Annotated in this window: 30 protein-coding genes; 29 read left to right on the forward strand and 1 reads right to left on the reverse strand. The window is 32.9% G+C overall.

All coding sequences use genetic code 11. The annotated features are described in order from the left end of the window. From rplP to ctlX, 26 genes are all read left to right on the forward strand, one after another. Nucleotides 1-233: 50S ribosomal protein L16 (rplP, locus tag ABEB18_RS11290; protein WP_348799412.1), on the forward strand; the 233-nt coding region annotated here is incomplete at its 5' end. 13 nt (nt 234-246) lie between these two features. Continuing rightward, entirely contained in the window at nt 247-438 is a 192-nt protein-coding gene (gene rpmC, locus ABEB18_RS11295) for a 50S ribosomal protein L29 (protein WP_031456038.1), read from the forward strand. A 17-nt stretch (nt 439-455) separates the two neighbouring features. After that, complete coding sequence (rpsQ, locus tag ABEB18_RS11300; RefSeq protein ID WP_348799413.1) at nt 456-716, forward strand: 30S ribosomal protein S17; 261 nt, start codon at nt 456-458, stop codon at nt 714-716. A 2-nt stretch (nt 717-718) separates the two neighbouring features. Next, nucleotides 719-1087 carry a 50S ribosomal protein L14 gene (gene rplN, locus ABEB18_RS11305; protein WP_007803649.1) on the forward strand — a complete coding sequence of 123 codons (369 nt, stop codon included), beginning with the start codon at nt 719-721 and terminating at the stop codon, nt 1085-1087. A 12-nt stretch (nt 1088-1099) separates the two neighbouring features. Beyond that, on the forward strand, nt 1100-1414 hold the full coding sequence (rplX, locus tag ABEB18_RS11310) for a 50S ribosomal protein L24 (protein ID WP_348799414.1): 315 nt from the start codon (nt 1100-1102) through the stop codon (nt 1412-1414). 2 nt (nt 1415-1416) lie between these two features. Beyond that, the gene (gene rplE / locus ABEB18_RS11315; protein WP_348799415.1) at nt 1417-1968 is read left to right on the forward strand and encodes a 50S ribosomal protein L5; all 552 of its coding nucleotides are present in this window, start codon (nt 1417-1419) and stop codon (nt 1966-1968) included. Between the two features lie 3 nt (nt 1969-1971). Next, on the forward strand, nt 1972-2241 hold the full coding sequence (gene rpsN / locus ABEB18_RS11320; RefSeq protein WP_348799416.1) for a 30S ribosomal protein S14: 270 nt from the start codon (nt 1972-1974) through the stop codon (nt 2239-2241). A 160-nt stretch (nt 2242-2401) separates the two neighbouring features. Next, on the forward strand, nt 2402-2800 hold the full coding sequence (gene rpsH / locus ABEB18_RS11325) for a 30S ribosomal protein S8 (protein WP_348799417.1): 399 nt from the start codon (nt 2402-2404) through the stop codon (nt 2798-2800). Between the two features lie 18 nt (nt 2801-2818). Then, nucleotides 2819-3361, forward strand: coding sequence for a 50S ribosomal protein L6 (rplF, locus tag ABEB18_RS11330; RefSeq protein WP_348799418.1), 543 nt, complete (start codon nt 2819-2821; stop codon nt 3359-3361). Nucleotides 3362-3372: 11 nt separating this feature from the next. Continuing rightward, nucleotides 3373-3723 (forward strand): 50S ribosomal protein L18, encoded by a 351-nt coding sequence (gene rplR / locus ABEB18_RS11335; protein ID WP_348799419.1) that lies wholly within the window; start codon nt 3373-3375, stop codon nt 3721-3723. A gap of 6 nt (nt 3724-3729) precedes the next feature. Then, entirely contained in the window at nt 3730-4254 is a 525-nt protein-coding gene (gene rpsE, locus ABEB18_RS11340) for a 30S ribosomal protein S5 (protein ID WP_348799420.1), read from the forward strand. Between the two features lie 12 nt (nt 4255-4266). Then, complete coding sequence (gene rpmD, locus ABEB18_RS11345; RefSeq protein ID WP_348799421.1) at nt 4267-4449, forward strand: 50S ribosomal protein L30; 183 nt, start codon at nt 4267-4269, stop codon at nt 4447-4449. A gap of 11 nt (nt 4450-4460) precedes the next feature. Further along, a complete protein-coding gene (gene rplO, locus ABEB18_RS11350) occupies nt 4461-4913 on the forward strand; it encodes a 50S ribosomal protein L15 (RefSeq protein ID WP_348799422.1) in 453 nt (150 codons plus the stop codon). A gap of 14 nt (nt 4914-4927) precedes the next feature. Next, entirely contained in the window at nt 4928-6274 is a 1347-nt protein-coding gene (secY, locus tag ABEB18_RS11355) for a preprotein translocase subunit SecY (RefSeq protein WP_348799423.1), read from the forward strand. Nucleotides 6275-6277: 3 nt separating this feature from the next. Then, on the forward strand, nt 6278-6493 hold the full coding sequence (infA, locus tag ABEB18_RS11360) for a translation initiation factor IF-1 (RefSeq protein ID WP_026714631.1): 216 nt from the start codon (nt 6278-6280) through the stop codon (nt 6491-6493). 14 nt (nt 6494-6507) lie between these two features. After that, a complete protein-coding gene (ykgO, locus tag ABEB18_RS11365) occupies nt 6508-6624 on the forward strand; it encodes a type B 50S ribosomal protein L36 (protein ID WP_008992256.1) in 117 nt (38 codons plus the stop codon). Nucleotides 6625-6626: 2 nt separating this feature from the next. Continuing rightward, nucleotides 6627-7001 carry a 30S ribosomal protein S13 gene (gene rpsM, locus ABEB18_RS11370; RefSeq protein WP_219316794.1) on the forward strand — a complete coding sequence of 125 codons (375 nt, stop codon included), beginning with the start codon at nt 6627-6629 and terminating at the stop codon, nt 6999-7001. Nucleotides 7002-7009: 8 nt separating this feature from the next. Next, nucleotides 7010-7393 (forward strand): 30S ribosomal protein S11, encoded by a 384-nt coding sequence (rpsK, locus tag ABEB18_RS11375; RefSeq protein WP_024981527.1) that lies wholly within the window; start codon nt 7010-7012, stop codon nt 7391-7393. Between the two features lie 92 nt (nt 7394-7485). Next, on the forward strand, nt 7486-8091 hold the full coding sequence (rpsD, locus tag ABEB18_RS11380; RefSeq protein ID WP_035637335.1) for a 30S ribosomal protein S4: 606 nt from the start codon (nt 7486-7488) through the stop codon (nt 8089-8091). 21 nt (nt 8092-8112) lie between these two features. Further along, the gene (locus ABEB18_RS11385; protein WP_035637337.1) at nt 8113-9105 is read left to right on the forward strand and encodes a DNA-directed RNA polymerase subunit alpha; all 993 of its coding nucleotides are present in this window, start codon (nt 8113-8115) and stop codon (nt 9103-9105) included. Between the two features lie 61 nt (nt 9106-9166). Further along, nucleotides 9167-9658: a 50S ribosomal protein L17 gene (rplQ, locus tag ABEB18_RS11390; RefSeq protein WP_348799424.1), complete on the forward strand. Its 492-nt coding sequence runs from the start codon at nt 9167-9169 to the stop codon at nt 9656-9658. 246 nt (nt 9659-9904) lie between these two features. Further along, entirely contained in the window at nt 9905-11008 is a 1104-nt protein-coding gene (gene carA / locus ABEB18_RS11395) for a glutamine-hydrolyzing carbamoyl-phosphate synthase small subunit (protein WP_348799425.1), read from the forward strand. A gap of 117 nt (nt 11009-11125) precedes the next feature. Beyond that, entirely contained in the window at nt 11126-12418 is a 1293-nt protein-coding gene (gene eno / locus ABEB18_RS11400) for a phosphopyruvate hydratase (protein WP_348799426.1), read from the forward strand. A gap of 154 nt (nt 12419-12572) precedes the next feature. Continuing rightward, on the forward strand, nt 12573-13844 hold the full coding sequence (locus ABEB18_RS11405) for a citrate synthase (RefSeq protein WP_348799427.1): 1272 nt from the start codon (nt 12573-12575) through the stop codon (nt 13842-13844). Between the two features lie 77 nt (nt 13845-13921). Next, a complete protein-coding gene (locus ABEB18_RS11410; protein ID WP_348799428.1) occupies nt 13922-14836 on the forward strand; it encodes a dimethylarginine dimethylaminohydrolase family protein in 915 nt (304 codons plus the stop codon). 64 nt (nt 14837-14900) lie between these two features. Continuing rightward, the gene (ctlX, locus tag ABEB18_RS11415) at nt 14901-15836 is read left to right on the forward strand and encodes a citrulline utilization hydrolase CtlX (protein ID WP_348799429.1); all 936 of its coding nucleotides are present in this window, start codon (nt 14901-14903) and stop codon (nt 15834-15836) included. 239 nt (nt 15837-16075) lie between these two features. On the opposite strand, the gene ABEB18_RS11420 is transcribed toward ctlX, so the two are convergent. Further along, nucleotides 16076-16702: a MarC family NAAT transporter gene (locus ABEB18_RS11420; RefSeq protein WP_348799430.1), complete on the reverse strand. Its 627-nt coding sequence runs from the start codon at nt 16700-16702 to the stop codon at nt 16076-16078. Nucleotides 16703-16913: 211 nt separating this feature from the next. Between ABEB18_RS11420 and ABEB18_RS11425 the strand changes: the two genes are divergently transcribed. The 3 genes from ABEB18_RS11425 (at nt 16914) to ABEB18_RS11435 (ending at nt 18820) form a co-directional block, all read left to right on the forward strand. Further along, entirely contained in the window at nt 16914-17282 is a 369-nt protein-coding gene (locus ABEB18_RS11425; RefSeq protein WP_348799431.1) for a CoA-binding protein, read from the forward strand. Nucleotides 17283-17313: 31 nt separating this feature from the next. After that, nucleotides 17314-17934: a recombination mediator RecR gene (gene recR, locus ABEB18_RS11430; protein ID WP_348799432.1), complete on the forward strand. Its 621-nt coding sequence runs from the start codon at nt 17314-17316 to the stop codon at nt 17932-17934. A gap of 73 nt (nt 17935-18007) precedes the next feature. After that, on the forward strand, nt 18008-18820 hold the full coding sequence (locus ABEB18_RS11435; protein ID WP_348799433.1) for a polysaccharide biosynthesis/export family protein: 813 nt from the start codon (nt 18008-18010) through the stop codon (nt 18818-18820). The last annotated feature ends 9 nt before the right edge of the window (nt 18821-18829 follow it).

Here is an 18829-nt window from a genome sequence, read left to right on the forward strand (position 1 = left end):
AATTATGGATTAAAATATTTCCAGACAAACCTATCACTAAGAAACCTCTTGAGGTACGTATGGGTAAAGGTAAAGGAGCCGTTGAATATTGGGCTGCCGTTGTTAAACCCGGAAGAATTATGTTTGAGGTTGGAGGTGTACCATTGTCTGTTGCAAAAGAAGCATTGCGTCTTGCAGCTCAAAAACTTCCAGTAAAAACTAAGTTCGTAATTGCTAGAGATTTCGAAGCATAATCTATATTATATTATGAAACAATCAGAAATAAAAGATCTTTCTGCAGCGGAGTTGCAAGAAAAACTTAGCCAAACTAAGAAGGTTTATGCCGATCTAAAAATGGCTCATGCTATTTCTCCAATTGAGAATCCACTTCAAATTAGAAGTGTAAGAAGAACAGTTGCTAGATTAGCTACGGAACTTACTAAAAGAGAGTTACAATAATTGTATTCTGCTGAAAGATGGAAGAAAAAAGAAATTTAAGAAAAGAAAGAATTGGGGTTGTTACTTCGAATAAAATGGATAAATCCATTGTGGTTGCACAAGTAACTAGAGTAAAACACCCATTATATGGTAAGTTCGTGTTGAAAACAAAGAAATTTGTGGCACATGACGAAACAAATGACTGTAACATTGGTGATACTGTAAGAATTAGCGAAACGCGCCCTTTAAGTAAAACAAAATGTTGGAGATTAGTTGAAATCCTAGAAAGAGCTAAATAATTATGGTACAACAAGAATCAAGACTAAAAGTAGCAGATAACACAGGAGCTAAAGAAGTTTTAACTATCCGTGTTTTAGGAGGTACCAAAAGAAGGTATGCCTCTGTTGGAGACAAGATTGTAGTATCTATTAAAGACGCAACACCAAACGGAAACGTTAAAAAAGGTGCTGTTTCAACTGCAGTTGTTGTACGTACCAAAAAAGAAGTGAGAAGAGCTGATGGTTCTTATATCCGTTTCGATGACAATGCTTGTGTTCTTTTGAATGCAGCAGGTGAAATGAGAGGAACTCGTGTTTTTGGTCCGGTTGCAAGAGAACTTCGTGAAAAACAATTCATGAAAATTGTATCATTAGCACCAGAAGTGCTTTAATTCGTTTCTAAGATGATAAAGCTAAAAATTAAATCAGGAGATATCGTAAGAGTAATTGCTGGAGACCATAAAGGTGCTGAAGGTAAAGTTTTGCGTGTTTACCGTGAAAAAAACAAAGCAATTGTTGAAGGTGTGAATTTGGTTTCTAAACATACAAAACCAAGTGCAAAAAACCCTCAAGGTGGTATTGTAAAAAAAGAAGCTTCTATTCAAATATCAAACATTTCTCTTATTGATCCTAAAACTAAGGAGTCAACAAGAGTAGGTATTAGAGTTGAAGGAGATAAGAAAGTAAGATTTTCAAAAAAATCTAATCAAGTACTATAGTAATGGCATATATACCTAGACTAAAAGAAGAATATAAGAGTAGAGTTATCTCTGCTCTTAAAGAAGAATTCGGTTACACAAACGTGATGCAAGTTCCTAAATTGGAAAAGATCGTTTTGAGTAAGGGAGTTGGTGCAGCAGTATCTGATAAAAAATTGATTGACTATGCGGTTGATGAATTAACTAAGATTACTGGACAAAAAGCGGTAGCTACTATCTCTAAGAAAGACGTAGCGTCTTTCAAATTGAGAAAAGGAATGCCTATTGGAGCAAAAGTTACTTTGCGAGGTGAGAGAATGTATGAATTTTTAGACAGACTTATTACTTCTGCGTTACCACGTGTTAGAGATTTCGGTGGTATTAAAGCGACTGGTTTTGACGGTAGAGGAAATTATAATTTAGGTGTTTTAGAGCAAATCATTTTTCCAGAAATTGACATTGATAAGGTTAATAAAATATCTGGAATGGACATCACTTTTGTTACTACTGCAAATACAGATAAAGAAGCAAAGTCATTGTTGGCTGAATTAGGTTTACCTTTTAAAAAGAATTAAGATATGGCTAAAGAATCAATGAAAGCCCGTGAGGTTAAAAGAGAAAAAACGGTAGCTAAGTACGCTGAGAAAAGAAAAGCTTTATTGGAAGCTGGAGATTACGTAGGCTTACAAAAATTACCGAAGAATGCTTCACCTGTACGTATGCATAATCGTTGCAAATTAACAGGAAGACCTAGAGGGTATATGCGTCAATTCGGTATTTCACGTGTAACTTTCCGTGAGATGGCTAATAATGGACTAATTCCAGGTGTTAAAAAGGCAAGCTGGTAAAATAATTATTTCCGATTTTGATATTTCAACAGATAGTTGTAAGTTTGCCGGATTTTTGTCGGTAAATTGACAACTATCTGTTGATTAATTTAGTAAGTTTAATGGTTTCAGGTTCTTTCGGAAGGTCCGACAAGAAAACCAAAACCGCAATTTTATACATATGTATACAGATCCAATTGCAGATTATTTGACGAGAGTTCGAAACGCTGTGGCTGCAAACCACAAAGTTGTCGAAATTCCTGCATCTAATCTAAAAAAAGAGATAACAAAGATCTTATTTGATCAAGGTTATATCTTAAGTTACAAGTTTGAACAGAACACAGTTCAGGGTTCAATAAAAATCGCTTTGAAGTATGATAAAGATACGAAAGAGTCGGTTATTAAAGATATTCAAAGAATTAGTAAACCTGGTTTGCGTAAGTATGCAGGTGCTTCAAAATTACCAAGAATCCTTAATGGATTAGGAATTGCTATTGTTTCAACTTCAAAAGGTCTTATGACTGGGAAACAAGCTAAGCAATTAAATGTAGGTGGAGAAGTAATTTGTTACGTATACTAATTTTAAAGACTATATAAGATGTCAAGAATAGGTAAAAGCCCAGTAACAATACCAGCAGGTGTAGAGATTACAATTGATGGTGGTGTAATTACTGTAAAAGGAAAAAATGGTCAACTATCTCAGGAGTTTTCAGACGTTACTGTTAGAGTTGAAGGAGATCAAGTTTTAGTAGAAAGATCTTCTGACTATAAAGATCAAAGAGCAAAACATGGTTTATACAGAGCTTTAATCAATAATATGATTACTGGTGTAACAGAAGGGTTCACTAAAGAATTAGAATTGGTTGGAGTTGGTTATAGAGCTTCAAATCAAGGACAAAAATTAGATTTAGCTCTTGGATTTTCTCACAATATTATTTTAGAAATTGCTCCAGAAGTAAAATTGGAAACTATTTCTGAAAAAGGAAAGAATCCAATCGTAAAATTAACATCATTTGACAAACAACTTTTAGGTCAAGTAGCTGCGAAAATAAGAGGTTTCCGTAAGCCAGAGCCTTATAAAGGAAAAGGTGTTAAATTTGTAGGTGAAGTATTAAGAAGAAAAGCAGGTAAATCAGCTTAAAAAATAAGATTATGTCATTAACAAAACCTGAAAGAAGACAACGTATTAGATTCAGAATTAGAAAAACGATTAGTGGTACAGCTGCTAAGCCGAGGCTATCTGTTTTTAGAAGTAATAATGAAATTTACGCTCAATTAATTGATGATGTGAATGGAGTTACTTTGTTAGCTGCTTCTTCAAGAGAAAAAGAAATAGGAAAGGGTACGAACATTGAAGTGGCTTCTGCTGTTGGAAAACTTGCAGCTGAAAAAGCTTTAAAAGCGGGTATAACTGAGGTTACTTTCGATAGAGGAGGTTATTTATACCACGGTCGTATTAAATCATTAGCGGAAGGCGCAAGAGCGGCTGGACTTAAATTCTAATATATTATGTCTAATAAATACAAGAATATAGAGTTAGTAAAACCTAGTGGTCTTGAATTAAAAGATCGTTTGGTAAGTGTAAATCGTGTTACTAAGGTTACAAAAGGAGGAAGAGCTTTTGGTTTTTCTGCTATTGTAGTTGTAGGTGATGAAAATGGAGTAGTTGGACACGGATTAGGAAAATCTAAAGATGTTTCTGAAGCAATTGCGAAAGCAGTAGAAGATGCGAAGAAAAATTTAGTAAAAATTCCTTTGAACGGACAATCAGTTCCTCACGAACAAAAAGGTAAATTTGGTGGTGCACGTGTATTTTTAATTCCTGCTTCTCATGGAACAGGAGTAATTGCTGGTGGAGCTGTTCGTTCAGTTCTTGAATCGGTAGGTATTCACGATGTATTATCAAAATCACAAGGATCTTCAAATCCTCACAACGTAGTGAAAGCAACTTTTGATGCTTTATTACAAATGAGAAGCGCTCATACTGTTGCAAAACAAAGAGGTGTTTCTTTAGAGAAAGTTTTTAAAGGTTAATTCAAGGAAATTATGGCTAAATTATTAGTAAAACAAGTACGAAGCAAAATCAACTGTCCTCTTACTCAAAAAAGAGGTTTGGAAGCTTTAGGCCTACGTAAATTAGGACAAGTTGTAGAGCATGATTCAAATCCTGCTATCCTTGGGATGATAAATAAAGTTAAACACTTAGTTTCTGTTGAGGAAGCTAAATAACAAATACTGTTATGAATTTAAGTAACTTACAACCTGCTGAAGGTTCTACTCACAATCAAAACAAAAGATTAGGTAGAGGTGAAGGTTCTGGAAAAGGTGGTACTGCTGCACGCGGACACAAAGGAGCCAAATCTCGTTCTGGTTATTCGAAAAAGATTGGTTTTGAAGGTGGTCAAATGCCGCTTCAAAGACGTGTACCTAAGTTTGGTTTTACAAACGTTAATCGTAAAGAATACGAAGGGATTAATCTTGATACTCTTCAATTGTTAGTTGATAATGGAGTAATTACTGATACTGTTGATATGACAGTCTATGTAGCTAATCGTCTTGCTACTAAAAATGAAATCGTTAAGATTTTAGGTAGAGGAGAATTGAAAGCAAAATTAAAAGTAACTGCTCACAAATTTACTGCAACTGCAAAAGCTGCTATTGAAGCTGCTGGTGGAGAAGCTGTAATCATGTAATTCCTGCAATTAAGATGAAGAAATTTATTGAATCAATAAGTAATGTTTGGAAAATAGAAGAACTAAAGAATAGAATATTAATTACTTTAGGTCTGCTTTTAGTTTATCGTTTTGGAGCTCATGTTACGCTTCCAGGAATTGATGCAACTCAATTAACTGGGCTGGCAGGGCAAACAAAAAATGGATTAGGATCTATACTAGACATGTTTACCGGAGGTGCATTTTCTAAAGCTTCTGTTTTTGCTTTAGGGATTATGCCTTATATTTCTGCATCTATTGTTGTGCAACTAATGGGGATTGCTATTCCTTATTTGCAAAAACTACAAAGTGATGGAGAGAGTGGTAGAAAGAAAATCAATCAAATTACTCGTTGGTTAACCATTGTTATTACTTTAGTACAAGGACCAACTTATATCTACAATCTTTACAGAACTTTACCTAGTTCAGCTTTTATTTTAGGGTTTGATTCTTTCGAATTTTTATTTTCTTCAGTTGTAATCTTAGTCACAGGTACAATATTTGCTATGTGGTTGGGAGAAAAAATAACTGATAAAGGTATTGGAAATGGTATCTCTCTTTTGATAATGGTTGGTATATTAGCTAGGTTTCCTCAGGCATTTATTCAAGAATTTACTACAAGAGTTACTAATAATAATGGAGGACCAATGTTATTGGTTATAGAAATTATCATTTGGTTGCTTGTAATTATATCATGTGTTTTGCTTGTAATGGCAGTAAGGAAAATACCAGTACAGTATGCTCGTCGTACTACTTCTGGTGATTTTGAACAAGATATGATGGGCGGAAACAGACAATGGATTCCATTAAAGCTTAATGCATCTGGTGTAATGCCAATTATTTTTGCACAAGCAATAATGTTTATTCCTGCTGCTGTTGCTGGTTTATCAAAATCAGATACTTCACAATCTATTGTTGGAACATTCAGTGATATGTTTGGTTTTTGGTATAATTTTGTATTCGCTACTTTAATTATAGTGTTTACATTCTTTTATACTGCAATAACAGTTCCTACTAACAAGATGTCTGATGATTTGAAGAGAAGTGGAGGTTTTATTCCTGGGATTAGACCAGGTGTTGAAACTTCTGATTATCTTGATAAAGTGATGTCTTTAATAACTTTTCCAGGATCTTTATTTCTTGCTTTGATAGCTGTGTTCCCAGCCATTGTTGTAAGTCTTATGGATGTTCAACAATCTTGGGCTATGTTTTTTGGAGGGACTTCATTGATAATTATGGTTGGTGTTGCAATTGATACAATTCAACAAATCAATTCATACTTGTTGAACAAACATTATGACGGTTTGATGAAAAGTGGTAAAAATAGAAAAGCAGTAGCTTAACTTATGGCAAAACAATCAGCAATAGAGCAAGACGGATCAATAATAGAAGCATTGTCAAATGCAATGTTCCGTGTAGAGTTAGAAAATGGACATGTTGTAATCGCTCATATTTCTGGAAAAATGCGAATGCATTATATCAAATTATTACCAGGTGATAAAGTGAAACTAGAAATGAGTCCTTACGATTTGTCAAAAGCAAGAATTACTTATAGATATTAAAGGATATTCACACTATGAAAGTTAGAGCATCAGTAAAAAAGAGAAGTCCCGAGTGCAAGATTGTGCGTAGAAAAGGGAGATTGTACGTAATAAACAAAAAGAATCCTAGATTTAAACAAAGACAAGGATAATTATGGCAAGAATAGCAGGGGTAGATATCCCAAAAAATAAGAGAGGTGTTATAGCACTTACCTACATCTTCGGATTAGGAAATAGTAGAGCAATTGAGATTTTAGAAAAAGCTCAAGTTAGCCAAGATAAAAAAGTTCAAGATTGGAATGATGACGAAATCGGAGCAATTCGTGAGGCGGTATCAGCTTACAAAATTGAAGGAGAATTACGTTCTGAAGTTTCTTTGAACATCAAACGTTTAATGGATATTGGATGTTATAGAGGTATTCGTCACAGATCTGGTCTTCCTTTAAGAGGACAAAGAACAAAAAATAACTCTAGAACAAGAAAAGGTAAAAGAAAAACTGTTGCTAACAAGAAAAAAGCAACTAAATAATAAGTAATATGGCTAAAGCAACTGCAAAAAAACGTAAAGTTATCGTTGAATCAACGGGAGAAGCTCATATTTCTGCTACCTTCAATAACATCATCATTTCTTTGACTAACAAAAAAGGTGAAGTTATTTCTTGGTCTTCAGCTGGTAAAATGGGTTTCAGAGGTTCTAAAAAGAATACTCCATATGCAGCCCAAATGGCAGCAGAAGATTGTAGTAAAGTAGCTCTTGAGGCTGGACTTAAGAAAGTTAAAGTTTATGTAAAAGGGCCAGGTAATGGAAGAGAGTCTGCTATCCGTTCTTTACATAATGGTGGAATTGAAGTTACAGAAATTATTGATGTTACTCCAATGCCACACAACGGATGTCGTCCTCCTAAAAGACGTAGAGTATAGTACTCAAACAATTTATAGTATAATAGAAGTAGAATAAAGATTATCGGAGGACAAGACCTGAATTCATAATCTCTACTTAAATTTTTTTTAAAATGGCAAGATATACTGGTCCTAAAACCAAAATCGCTCGTAAGTTTGGCGAGGCAATATTCGGAGACGATAAAGCTTTCGAAAAAAGAAATTACCCTCCTGGACAACACGGGATGGCGAAAAAAAGAGGAAAAAAATCTGAATATGCTGTTCAGTTAATGGAAAAGCAAAAAGCTAAATATTCTTATGGAATTTTAGAGAAACAATTCAGAAATTTATTTGAAAAAGCATCAGCTACTAAAGGTGTTACTGGTGAAGTGTTATTGCAATTGTGTGAAGCAAGACTTGATAATGTTGTTTTTAGAATGGGGATTGCTCCATCTAGAAGAGGAGCACGTCAAATCGTTTCTCACAGACACATTACCGTAAATGGAGAGGTTGTAAATATCCCTTCTTACCACCTTAAGCCTGGTGATAAAGTTGCTGTTCGTGAAAAATCTAAATCTTTAGAGGCAATCGAACGTTCTTTATCAAATTCAAGTCATGTTTATGAATGGATTACTTGGAATAATGATTTGAAAGAAGGTACTTTTGTTTCTGTACCAGCTAGACTTCAAATTCCAGAAAACATTAAAGAACAATTAATCGTAGAGTTGTACAACAAATAATAATTGACTTAGTCGAAATTTATGGCAATATTTAATTTTCAGAAACCCGATAAAGTTATCATGATCGATTCAACCGATTTTGAAGGTAAATTTGAATTTAGACCTTTAGAGCCTGGTTATGGATTGACTGTTGGTAATGCACTTAGAAGAGTTTTGCTTTCAGCATTAGAAGGTTATGCGATCACATCTGTACGCATAGAAGGTGTAGATCATGAATTTTCTACTATTTCAGGAGTTGTTGAGGATGTTACCGAAATTATCCTTAATCTAAAACAAGTACGTTTTAAACGTCAAATTGAAGATATCGATAATGAATCAGTTACAATTTCTGTATCTGGTAAGGATCAATTGACAGCTGGTGATTTTCAAAAATTTATTTCAGGTTTTCAAGTTCTAAATCCAGAACTAGTTATCTGTAATTTAGATAGTAAAATTAAACTGAATTTTGATTTAACAATCGAAAAAGGTAGAGGTTATGTTCCTGCTGAAGAGAACAAAAAACAGAATGCTGCAATAGGAACTATATTTACTGATTCAATTTTTACACCAGTAAAAAATGTTAAGTATGCAATCGAAAACTTCCGTGTAGAGCAAAAAACAGATTATGAAAAATTGGTTTTTGAAATTAAAACTGATGGTTCAATCAATCCAAAAGATGCTCTTACTGAAGCTGCAAAAGTTTTAATTCACCATTTCATGTTGTTTTCAGATGAAAGAATTACACTAGAGGCGGATGAAATTGCACAGACAGAATCATATGATGAAGAATCATTACATATGAGACAGTTGCTTAAAACTAAGCTAGTTGATATGGATCTTTCTGTTAGAGCCTTAAATTGTTTGAAAGCGGCTGAAGTTGATACACTTGGGGATTTAGTATCGTTCAATAAAAATGACTTAATGAAGTTTCGTAATTTTGGAAAAAAATCTTTAACTGAACTAGATGAACTAGTTGCTATTAAGAATTTGACTTTCGGAATGGATTTAGCAAAATACAAATTAGATAAAGAATAATTCTTCATATTTTGCTCTCCAAAGTGGATTGAAGCAAGATGAAGTTTAAAAAAAGCACGTCATGAGACACGGAAAAAAAATTAATCACTTAAGCAGACAGACTGCACATAGAAGTTCTATGTTGGCTAATATGGCTTGTTCTCTTATTGAGCACAAACGTATTAACACTACTGTTGCTAAAGCCAAAGCGCTTAAACAATTTGTTGAGCCGCTTATAACAAAGTCAAAATCTGATACTACTCATAATCGTCGTATCGTTTTTTCTTACTTACGTAGTAAATATGCTGTTACTGATTTGTTCAGAGATGTTGCGGCTAAAGTTGGTGATCGTCCAGGAGGATACACTCGTATCATTAAAGTTGGTAATCGTTTAGGAGATAATGCTGATATGGCAATGATCGAATTAGTAGATTTTAATGAGCTTTACAACGGAGGTAAAAAAGAAGTTAAAAAAGCAAAAAGCCGTCGTGGTGGTAAAGCTAAAAAGACTGAAGAAGCTGTTAAAGAAACTCCAGTTGCTGATGCAGAACCAACTACTGATGCTGCTGAATAATTATGAAAATAATCATTCAATAATATTAAAGGATAAGCTATTTATAGTTTATCCTTTTTTTTTGTCTAAAAAAAACTTTTGTGAAAATTAATTGAAAGTGGTTATAAAGCAGTTTGTTTGTTTTTAAAACATTTTATTCTTTTTTTGTTAAGCTGTTGTTTGTGGTTTTAATTTGATTGAATTATTGTTAAAAAACATTGCGTTCACTGTTTTAATAAATTAAATTTGCACAATATTAAATTACATATGAAATATACAACACGAAAAAGCGCTATTCTTTTATTAAGTGACGGAACTATTTTCCACGGAAAATCTATTGGAATTACTGGGAAAACATTTGGTGAAGTTTGTTTTAATACAGGTATGACTGGGTATCAAGAAATTTTCACTGACCCATCTTATTTTGGTCAATTAATGGTTGCTACAAATGCCCATATTGGAAATTATGGGGTAAATGATAAGGAAGTAGAATCAAGTAGTGTAAAAATTGCTGGATTGGTTTGCAAAAATTTTAGTTTTAATTATTCTAGAACTGACTCTTCAGGTAGTTTAGAAGATTATTTTGCAAAGCAAAATTTGATTTGTATTTCTGATGTAGATACACGAGCGTTAGTAAGTTATATACGTGAGAATGGTGCAATGAATGCTGTAATTTGTACAGATGAGACACCAATTGATGATTTAAAAGCTATGTTAGCTGAAGTTCCTGATATGGAAGGTTTAGAATTGGCTTCTAAAGTTTCTACTAAAGAACCATATTTTTATGGAGATGAAAATGCTCCTTACAAAATTTCTGCTTTAGATTTAGGAATAAAAGAAAACATTTTGCGAAACTTAGCTAAAAGAGGTTGCTATATTAAAGTGTTTCCGTATGACTCATCTTATGCTGAATTAGAATCTTTTAATCCAGATGGTTATTTCTTGTCTAATGGACCTGGAGACCCTGAACCTTTAGAGAGTGCTATTGAAGTTGCTAAAGAAATAATAAAAAATGACAAACCATTATTTGGAATTTGTTTAGGTCATCAAGTTATAGGTTTGGCAAATGGTATTTCTACATATAAAATGTTTAATGGACATAGAGGAATTAATCATCCAGTAAAAAATATCATCACTGGAAGAGGAGAAATTACTTCTCAAAATCACGGTTTTGCTGTAAACAAAGAAGAGTTGGATCAGCATCCTGATTTAGAAATTACACATTTACATTTGAATGATGGAACTGTTGCAGGTATGCGAATGAAACATAAGAATTGTTTTTCTGTTCAATACCATCCAGAAGCAAGCCCAGGGCCACATGATTCGTCTTATTTATTTGATCAATTTGTTGAAAATATCAAATCAGTATAAGGCTAAAACGTTATCGTTAATAAAAAAAAATTAATAACGTTTTATAGATGAAGACTTATGATTTTTTTTATTTAATTTTGAAGAAAATACAAATTAATAACATAAAAAATAAGAATAATGAGTATTATTGTTAAAATTCATGCAAGACAAATTCTTGATTCAAGAGGAAATCCTACGGTAGAAGTAGATGTTGTAACGGAAAATGGTGTTTTAGGTAGAGCTGCTGTTCCTTCAGGAGCATCAACTGGTAAATATGAGGCCGTTGAGTTACGTGATGGTGGAAAATCTTTCATGGGTAAAGGTGTTTTAAAAGCAGTTGAAAATGTAAATACTAAAATCGCTGAAGAGTTGGTTGGGACATCAGTTTTTGAACAAAATTTGATTGATCAAGCGATGATAGATTTAGATGGAACGCCAAATAAAGCGAATTTAGGAGCAAATGCTATATTAGGTGTTTCTCTTGCGGTAGCAAAAGCTGCAGCTAACGAATTAGGATTGCCATTATATAGATATGTTGGAGGTGTATCTGCTAATACATTGCCTGTTCCAATGATGAATATTATTAATGGAGGATCACACTCTGATGCTCCAATTGCATTTCAGGAATTTATGATTTTCCCTGTAAAAGCAACTTCTTTTACTCATGCAATGCAAATGGGAACTGAGATTTTTCACAATCTTAAAAAAGTATTACACGATAGAAATTTAAGTACAGCTGTTGGTGATGAGGGAGGTTTTGCTCCAAATTTAGCTGGTGGTACTGAAGATGCTTTGGATACAATTAAATTAGCTGTTGAAAAAGCTGGTTATTCTTTCGGTGATGAAATTATGGTCGCTTTAGATTGCGCTTCTTCTGAGTTTTATGTTGATGGAAAATATGATTATTCTAAATTTGAAGGTTCTACTGGTAAAATTAGAACTTCAGCAGAGCAAGTAGAGTATTTGGCTGAATTAGCTGCTAAATATCCAATTATTTCTATTGAAGATGGAATGGATGAGAATGATTGGGATGGTTGGAAATTGTTAACTGAAAAAATTGGAGACAAAGTTCAATTAGTAGGTGATGATTTATTTGTAACTAATGTTGAGCGTTTGTCAACAGGGATTGAAAAAGGTATAGCTAATTCAATTTTGATTAAAGTAAATCAAATTGGAACTTTAACAGAAACAATTGCTGCTGTTAATATGGCTAAAAATGCTGGCTATACTTCAGTAATGTCTCATCGTTCTGGAGAGACTGAAGATAATACTATTGCGGATTTAGCAGTTGCTTTGAACTGTGGTCAAATTAAAACTGGTTCTGCTTCTCGTTCTGATCGTATGGCAAAATACAATCAATTGTTAAGAATTGAAGAAGAGTTGGCTGGTTCAGCATATTTTCCAGGTAAAAAAGCTTTCAAAATAAAATAACACATTTTTTTGTGAATTCTATCGAGCCATTCGTTTATGACGAATGGCTTTTTTATTCAATTTTTAACAAATTCATTATCTATTATGCTTTTAAATTACTATGAAATTCCTTAGTTTTGATAAATTATAAATTAAATTATATTCCATAAATAATATGTCAAAAATAGCGATATTAGAGATCGATGGTAATAAATTCGAACTTCCTGTGATTGTAGGAAGTGAGAATGAGACTGCCATTGATATTAGTAAATTACGTGATATGTCTGGTGTGATTACACTTGATCCAGGATACAAAAATTCAGGTGCTTGTAAAAGTAAAATTACTTTTTTGGATGGTGAATTAGGTATTTTACGTTACAGAGGTTATTCTATTGAAGAGCTTGCAGAAAAATCACATTTTTTAGAAGTTTCTTATTTAATAATTTTTGGTGAATTACCATCAACAGAAAAATTACAACAATTTGAAAATGATATCAGAAAACATACCCTTGTAAGTGAGGAAATGAAAATCATTTTAGATGGTTTTCCAAGAACAGCACATCCCATGGGGGTATTGTCAACTTTGACTAGCGCTTTGACAGCTTTCAATCCAAAAGCCGTTGATGCTGGTAACGAAAAAGACATGTACGATGCAATTTGTAAGACTATAGCTAAATTTTTAGTTATTGCTACTTGGACATATAGAAAAAGTATGGGGTATCCTTTGAATTATTATGACAATACATTAGGATATGTTGAGAACTTTATGAGTTTGATGTTTAAGTTGCCAACCGAGCCTTACGTAGCTAATCCAATTATTACGGATGCTTTAGATAAGCTGTTTATTCTTCATGCAGATCACGAACAAAATTGTTCTACTTCTACTGTAAGAATGGTTGGGTCTTCACATGCTGGACTTTTTGCATCTTTAGCAGCTGGTGTTTCGGCTTTATGGGGGCCTTTACATGGAGGGGCAAATCAGGCTGTACTTGAAATGCTTGAAGAAATCCATGCTCATGGAGGTGATGCTGATAAATATTTGGCAAAAGCTAAAGATAAAAATGATCCTTTTAGATTAATGGGATTTGGTCATAGAGTTTATAAAAACTTTGATCCGAGAGCTAAAATAATTAAAAAAGCTGCAGATGATGTACTTTCGACTTTAGGGGTAAATGATCCAATTTTAGATATAGCCAAAAAACTTGAAAAAGCGGCATTGGAAGACGAATATTTCAAGTCAAGAAATTTATATCCAAATGTTGATTTCTATTCTGGAATTATTTACAGAGCATTAGGGATCCCAACAGATATGTTCACGGTATTATTTGCTATCGGAAGATTACCTGGATGGATTGCTCAATGGAAAGAAATGAGAGAAAACAAAGAGCCAATTGGAAGACCAAGACAGGTTTATACAGGATATCCATTGAGAGAGTATTCGAAATAATAAATTATTTGAAATGATTTGTAAAGCTTCACTTTTTGGTGAAGCTTTTTTTTTATATTTGGTCAAAAATTATAACAATGCTAAAGTTAAATGTTAAAAATGAAACTTCAAGATTAAGAACAGTAGTGTTAGGGTCGGCAGTAAATAACGGTCCAATACCTAAAATCGAAGAAGCTTATGATCCTAAATCATTAGAGCATATTTTAGCTAATACCTATCCAATTGAGGCTGATATGGTTGTTGAAATGGAAGCTTTGAATACTGTTTTCAAAAAATACGGCGTAAATGTTTTTCGACCTGAAATGATTGAAAATTATAATCAAATATTTGCAAGAGATATTGGTTTTGTAATTGATGATGTTTTTATAAAATCAAATATTTTGCCTGACCGCGAAAGAGAATTAGATGCTATTCAGTATGTAATAGATATGATGAATCCTTCTAAAGTTGTTCGTCCTCCAAAAGAAGTACATATTGAAGGAGGAGATGTAATGCTTTGGAACGATTATGTATTTATTGGAACCTATAAAGGGAGCGATTACGCTAGTTATATTACTGCTAGAACCAACATGGAGGGTGTGAACTTTATTAAAGAATTATTCCCTCATAAAAAGGTAAAAGAATTTGATTTGGTTAAATCAAAAATTGAAGCTCGAGATAATGCTTTGCATTTGGATTGTTGTTTTCAGCCTGTTGGGAAAGATAAGGGGATTATTTATAAGAGAGGCTTTAGGGAAGAATCGGATTATTTATTTCTAGTTGATTTGTTTGGAAAAGAAAATTTGTTTCATATCAAAAGGCAAGAAATGTATAATATGTTTTCAAATGTATTTTCGATCGATACGAATGTAGTTGTTTCTGAAAAGAAATTTAAAAGGTTAAATAAATGGTTGCGAGCGAATGGTTTTATAGTTGAAGAGGTTCCTTATGCTGAAATTTCAAAACAAGAAGGCTTGTTAAGGTGTTCGACTTTGCCATTAATAAGAGATTAGTACTTTGTTTTGAGTTTTATTGTTTAACTTTAAGCAATAGATTTTGAATATAAATAATATGAATATGAAACAAACAACAAACTCCATTTTGATGATTCGCCCTGTAGCTTTTAGAATGAATGAGCAAACGGCTGTGAATAATTATTATCAAAAAGTTTTAGATGGTCTTTTGCCAGCAACGGTAAATGCTAGAGCGCAACAGGAATTTGATGTTTTTGTTGAGAAGCTTCGGGCGGTTGGGGTAGATGTAACGGTAGTTGATGATATAGGAAATGCTGATACACCGGATAGTATTTTTCCAAATAATTGGATTTCTTTTCATGAAAATGGTGATGTAGCACTTTATCCAATGTTTGCTGAGAATAGGCGTTTGGAGAGACGTGAAGATATTTTGGATATTTTGGAAGATAAAGGTTTTGTAATCGAGAATATAATGGATTATACTTCTGCAGAGGAAGATGGCTTTTATTTAGAAGGTACAGGAAGTTTGGTGTTAGATAGAGCTAATGGAAAAGCATATTGTGCATTGTCGCCAAGAGCTGATGAAGAGTTGTTTATTGAGTTTTGTGAGGATTTCGAATTTACTCCAGTGATTTTTGAAGCTTTTCATACAGCAAATAATGAGCGGAAACTGATTTATCATACTAATGTAATGATGTGTCTTGGAGAAACTTTTGCTGTAATTTGCGCTGATTGTATTGATGATAAAAAGGAAAGAAAAATGGTGTTGGACAGCATTAGGGGTGATGAAAAAGAAGTGATTTTGATATCGGAAGAGCAATTGAATAATTTTGCAGGAAATATGCTTGAAGTAAAAGGGGCTGATGATAGAAGGTATTTAGTGATGAGTGCTTCGGCTCATCAGAGTTTGACTAAAAAGCAAATTGCTCAGTTGGAAGAACATGTTACGATTTTAAGTTCTAATTTAGATACTATTGAAGCTTGTGGTGGAGGTAGTGCTCGCTGTATGATGGCTGAGATTTTTTTGCCAAAAGATTAGTTTAATCTTTTAATTAAAAAGAAAACCAAATCTAGAATAGATATTCTGGATTTGTTTTTTTTTATGGAAAGGTGTTTCGTTTTTTTGATGGCAAATAAGCTTAAATCTTAATTTTTAGCCCTGATAGAAGTGAAAATCCTTTTTGTTTTTTTTAACAAAAAGATTGTAACGGATAGCAGGACTATGATAGCAAATTTGCCTGATTTTTCTGCTTCAAAAAAAAGTAGTATTTTGAGTATTTAAAAATTACTTTTGATGATGTTGATTAAGGCGCTAACAATGTATTGAATTCCGATTGCGACTACAATAAAGCCTACAATTCTAGAAATTGCTACAATTCCTGATGCGCCAAGAAGTCGGGCGAGGTAGTGAGCGCTTTTTAGAATGATAAAAATTGCAATTGCAATTGCTAATATTGCCAGAGAGGCAATTATGAGTTCGTGTGTTTCGTGATGTTCTTGGTAAAAAGCAATCAATAATGAAATGGATCCAGGTCCAGCAAGCATTGGGATAGCCAAGGGTGTTAGAGCGATATCGTTTCTTTTTTGAGCATCGTTTGCTATTTTTTTATTGATTCCACGTTTTTTATTGAATTGGCCAGATAATAGAGAAAAACCTGAACTTACAATGATTAAACCTCCAGCAATTCTTAAAGAATCAATGCTAATTCCAAAAAAGATTAAAACATATTTGCCAATAAAAAAGGATATAATAAGAATTAGAAAAACATTTATGGAAGTCCATAACGAAATTCTTGAACATTCTTTTTTGGAATCACCTTGTGTTAAACCTACAAATATAGGAACAGTTCCGATAGGATTTAAAACAGAAAATAAAGCAACAAATAGGTAGATAAATAAATCCATTTAAATTTTGTTTTTGAAGCGTAAAATTACGATTTTCTTTATTGGTAAGTTTAATTAACGGTTAGTTTATTGTTTATTTTAATAAAAAGTGAAAAATAATAAGAAAAGTGTATTGTGAGTGTGGTTTTTGTTTGTCTCGATCGTGTTATGAAAAACTATTTGACTAGTGCTTGATGCTTTTTGTTTACTTTTGTATTTCATAAAAATTGAAATGGCAAAGAACAAAAAAACTTTAATAATTGGGGCAACGTCAAAACCCGAAAGACCAGCTTATAAAGCAATCGAAATGTTAGTGGCTAAAGGACATTCTGTTTTGGCAATAGGACAGAATACCGCAGAAGTTGCAGGAATTAAAATAAATACCAAAACGATCCCTCTTAAAAATATTGATACAATATCGCTGTATATAAATCCAACTCGACAAAGAGATTATTATAATTATATTGTGGAGGCAAGACCAAAGAGAGTTTTGTTTAATCCAGGGACTGAAAATCCAGAATTTTATCAATTGTTAGAGTTGAATGCTATACCATTTGAAATCGCATGTACGTTAGTATTGTTGACTTTGAATGAATATTGATTTTTAGTTATTTTATCGTTGTATTGTATTTATGGAATTTTCTTCAAAATTAATCGAAAAAGCAGTTAATGAAATGGCTCAATTGCCAGGGATTGGTAAAAGAACCGCATTGAGACTTGTTTTGCATATTTTGAAACAGCCTAAAGAGCAAGTCACTTTTCTTTCGCAGGCATTAGTCGCCATGCGAGAGGAGATAAAATATTGTAAAAAATGTCATAATATTTCGGATAATGACATATGTGAAATTTGCTCGAATTCAAACAGAAACTATAAAATTGTATGTGTAGTTGAAGATATTCGTGATGTTATGGCAATAGAAAACACAGGACAATTTAAAGGAGTTTATCATGTTTTAGGAGGTAAAATTTCACCAATTGATGGTATAGGTCCAAGCCAACTTACAATTCAGAGCTTGGTAGAAAAAGCCAAGTTAGGACAGATAACAGAAATAATATTTGCTTTGAGTTCAACCATGGAAGGAGATACAACCAATTTTTATATCTACAAACAAATTTCTGATTTGCCCATCGAAGTATCAACGATTGCGAGGGGTATAGCAGTTGGAGACGAGTTAGAATATGCAGATGAAGTTACTCTAGGAAGAAGTATATTGCAAAGAGTCCCTTTTGAAAAATCTTTAAAAACCAATTAAATAGCCTATAGAGTTAGGTAAATACTTTTTAAATAGTAAAGTAAAAACTATATTTGCCCTTAAATAAATTTGAATGAAGAAGCATTTCCTCTATATATTCCTATTAATTAATGTTTTGTTTACATCTTGTATTCCTGTAAAAGATTTGGTTTATCTCCAAAAAAAGGGAAATCCAGAAAATGCAAATCCAGTCGCAATGGTAGAATCTAAACCCTATCGTTTGCAACCTCATGATATTTTAAATATTAATATAAAAGCTAGTGATCCTAAGTTTGTGGCTATTTTTAATCCAGTAGCCGATGGAACAACATCAGGGAATTCGAGTTCAAATTATTCCGATTCGAGCTTGTATTTTAATGGTTTTACAGTAGATGATCATGGAAATATAAGGATTCCTGTTTTAGGTGAAATGAATGTAATGGGATATACATTAGAAGAAGTTCGTGTCAATATTGAAAAACAATTATTAGCAGATTATTTTAAAGACAATGCTAGTGTTTTTGTTGTGGTTAAATTAGCAGGATTTCGTTATACTATAAACGGTGAGGTTAATAATACAGGTACAAAAACTTTGTTTCAGGAGAAAGTGAATATTTTAGAAGCTATTGCAAATGCTGGTGATATTACTACTACAGGAAACAGAAAAGCGGTAACAGTAATTAGGCAAACTCCAAACGGGACAGAAATGAAAGATTTGGATTTGACGGATGTAAATGTTATGAAATCCCCTTATTATTTTTTGCAACCTAATGATTATATCTATGTAAAACCACTCAAACAGAAAACTTGGGGAACAGGTAGTACAGCGATACAGTCATTAACTACAATTATTACATTACTATCTTTATTTACAACAACTTATTTGTTGATTAAAAATTTAAATTAACCCAAAAGT

Source organism: Flavobacterium adhaerens, from assembly GCF_040045115.1.
Classification (GTDB): Bacteria; Bacteroidota; Bacteroidia; order Flavobacteriales; family Flavobacteriaceae; genus Flavobacterium; species Flavobacterium adhaerens.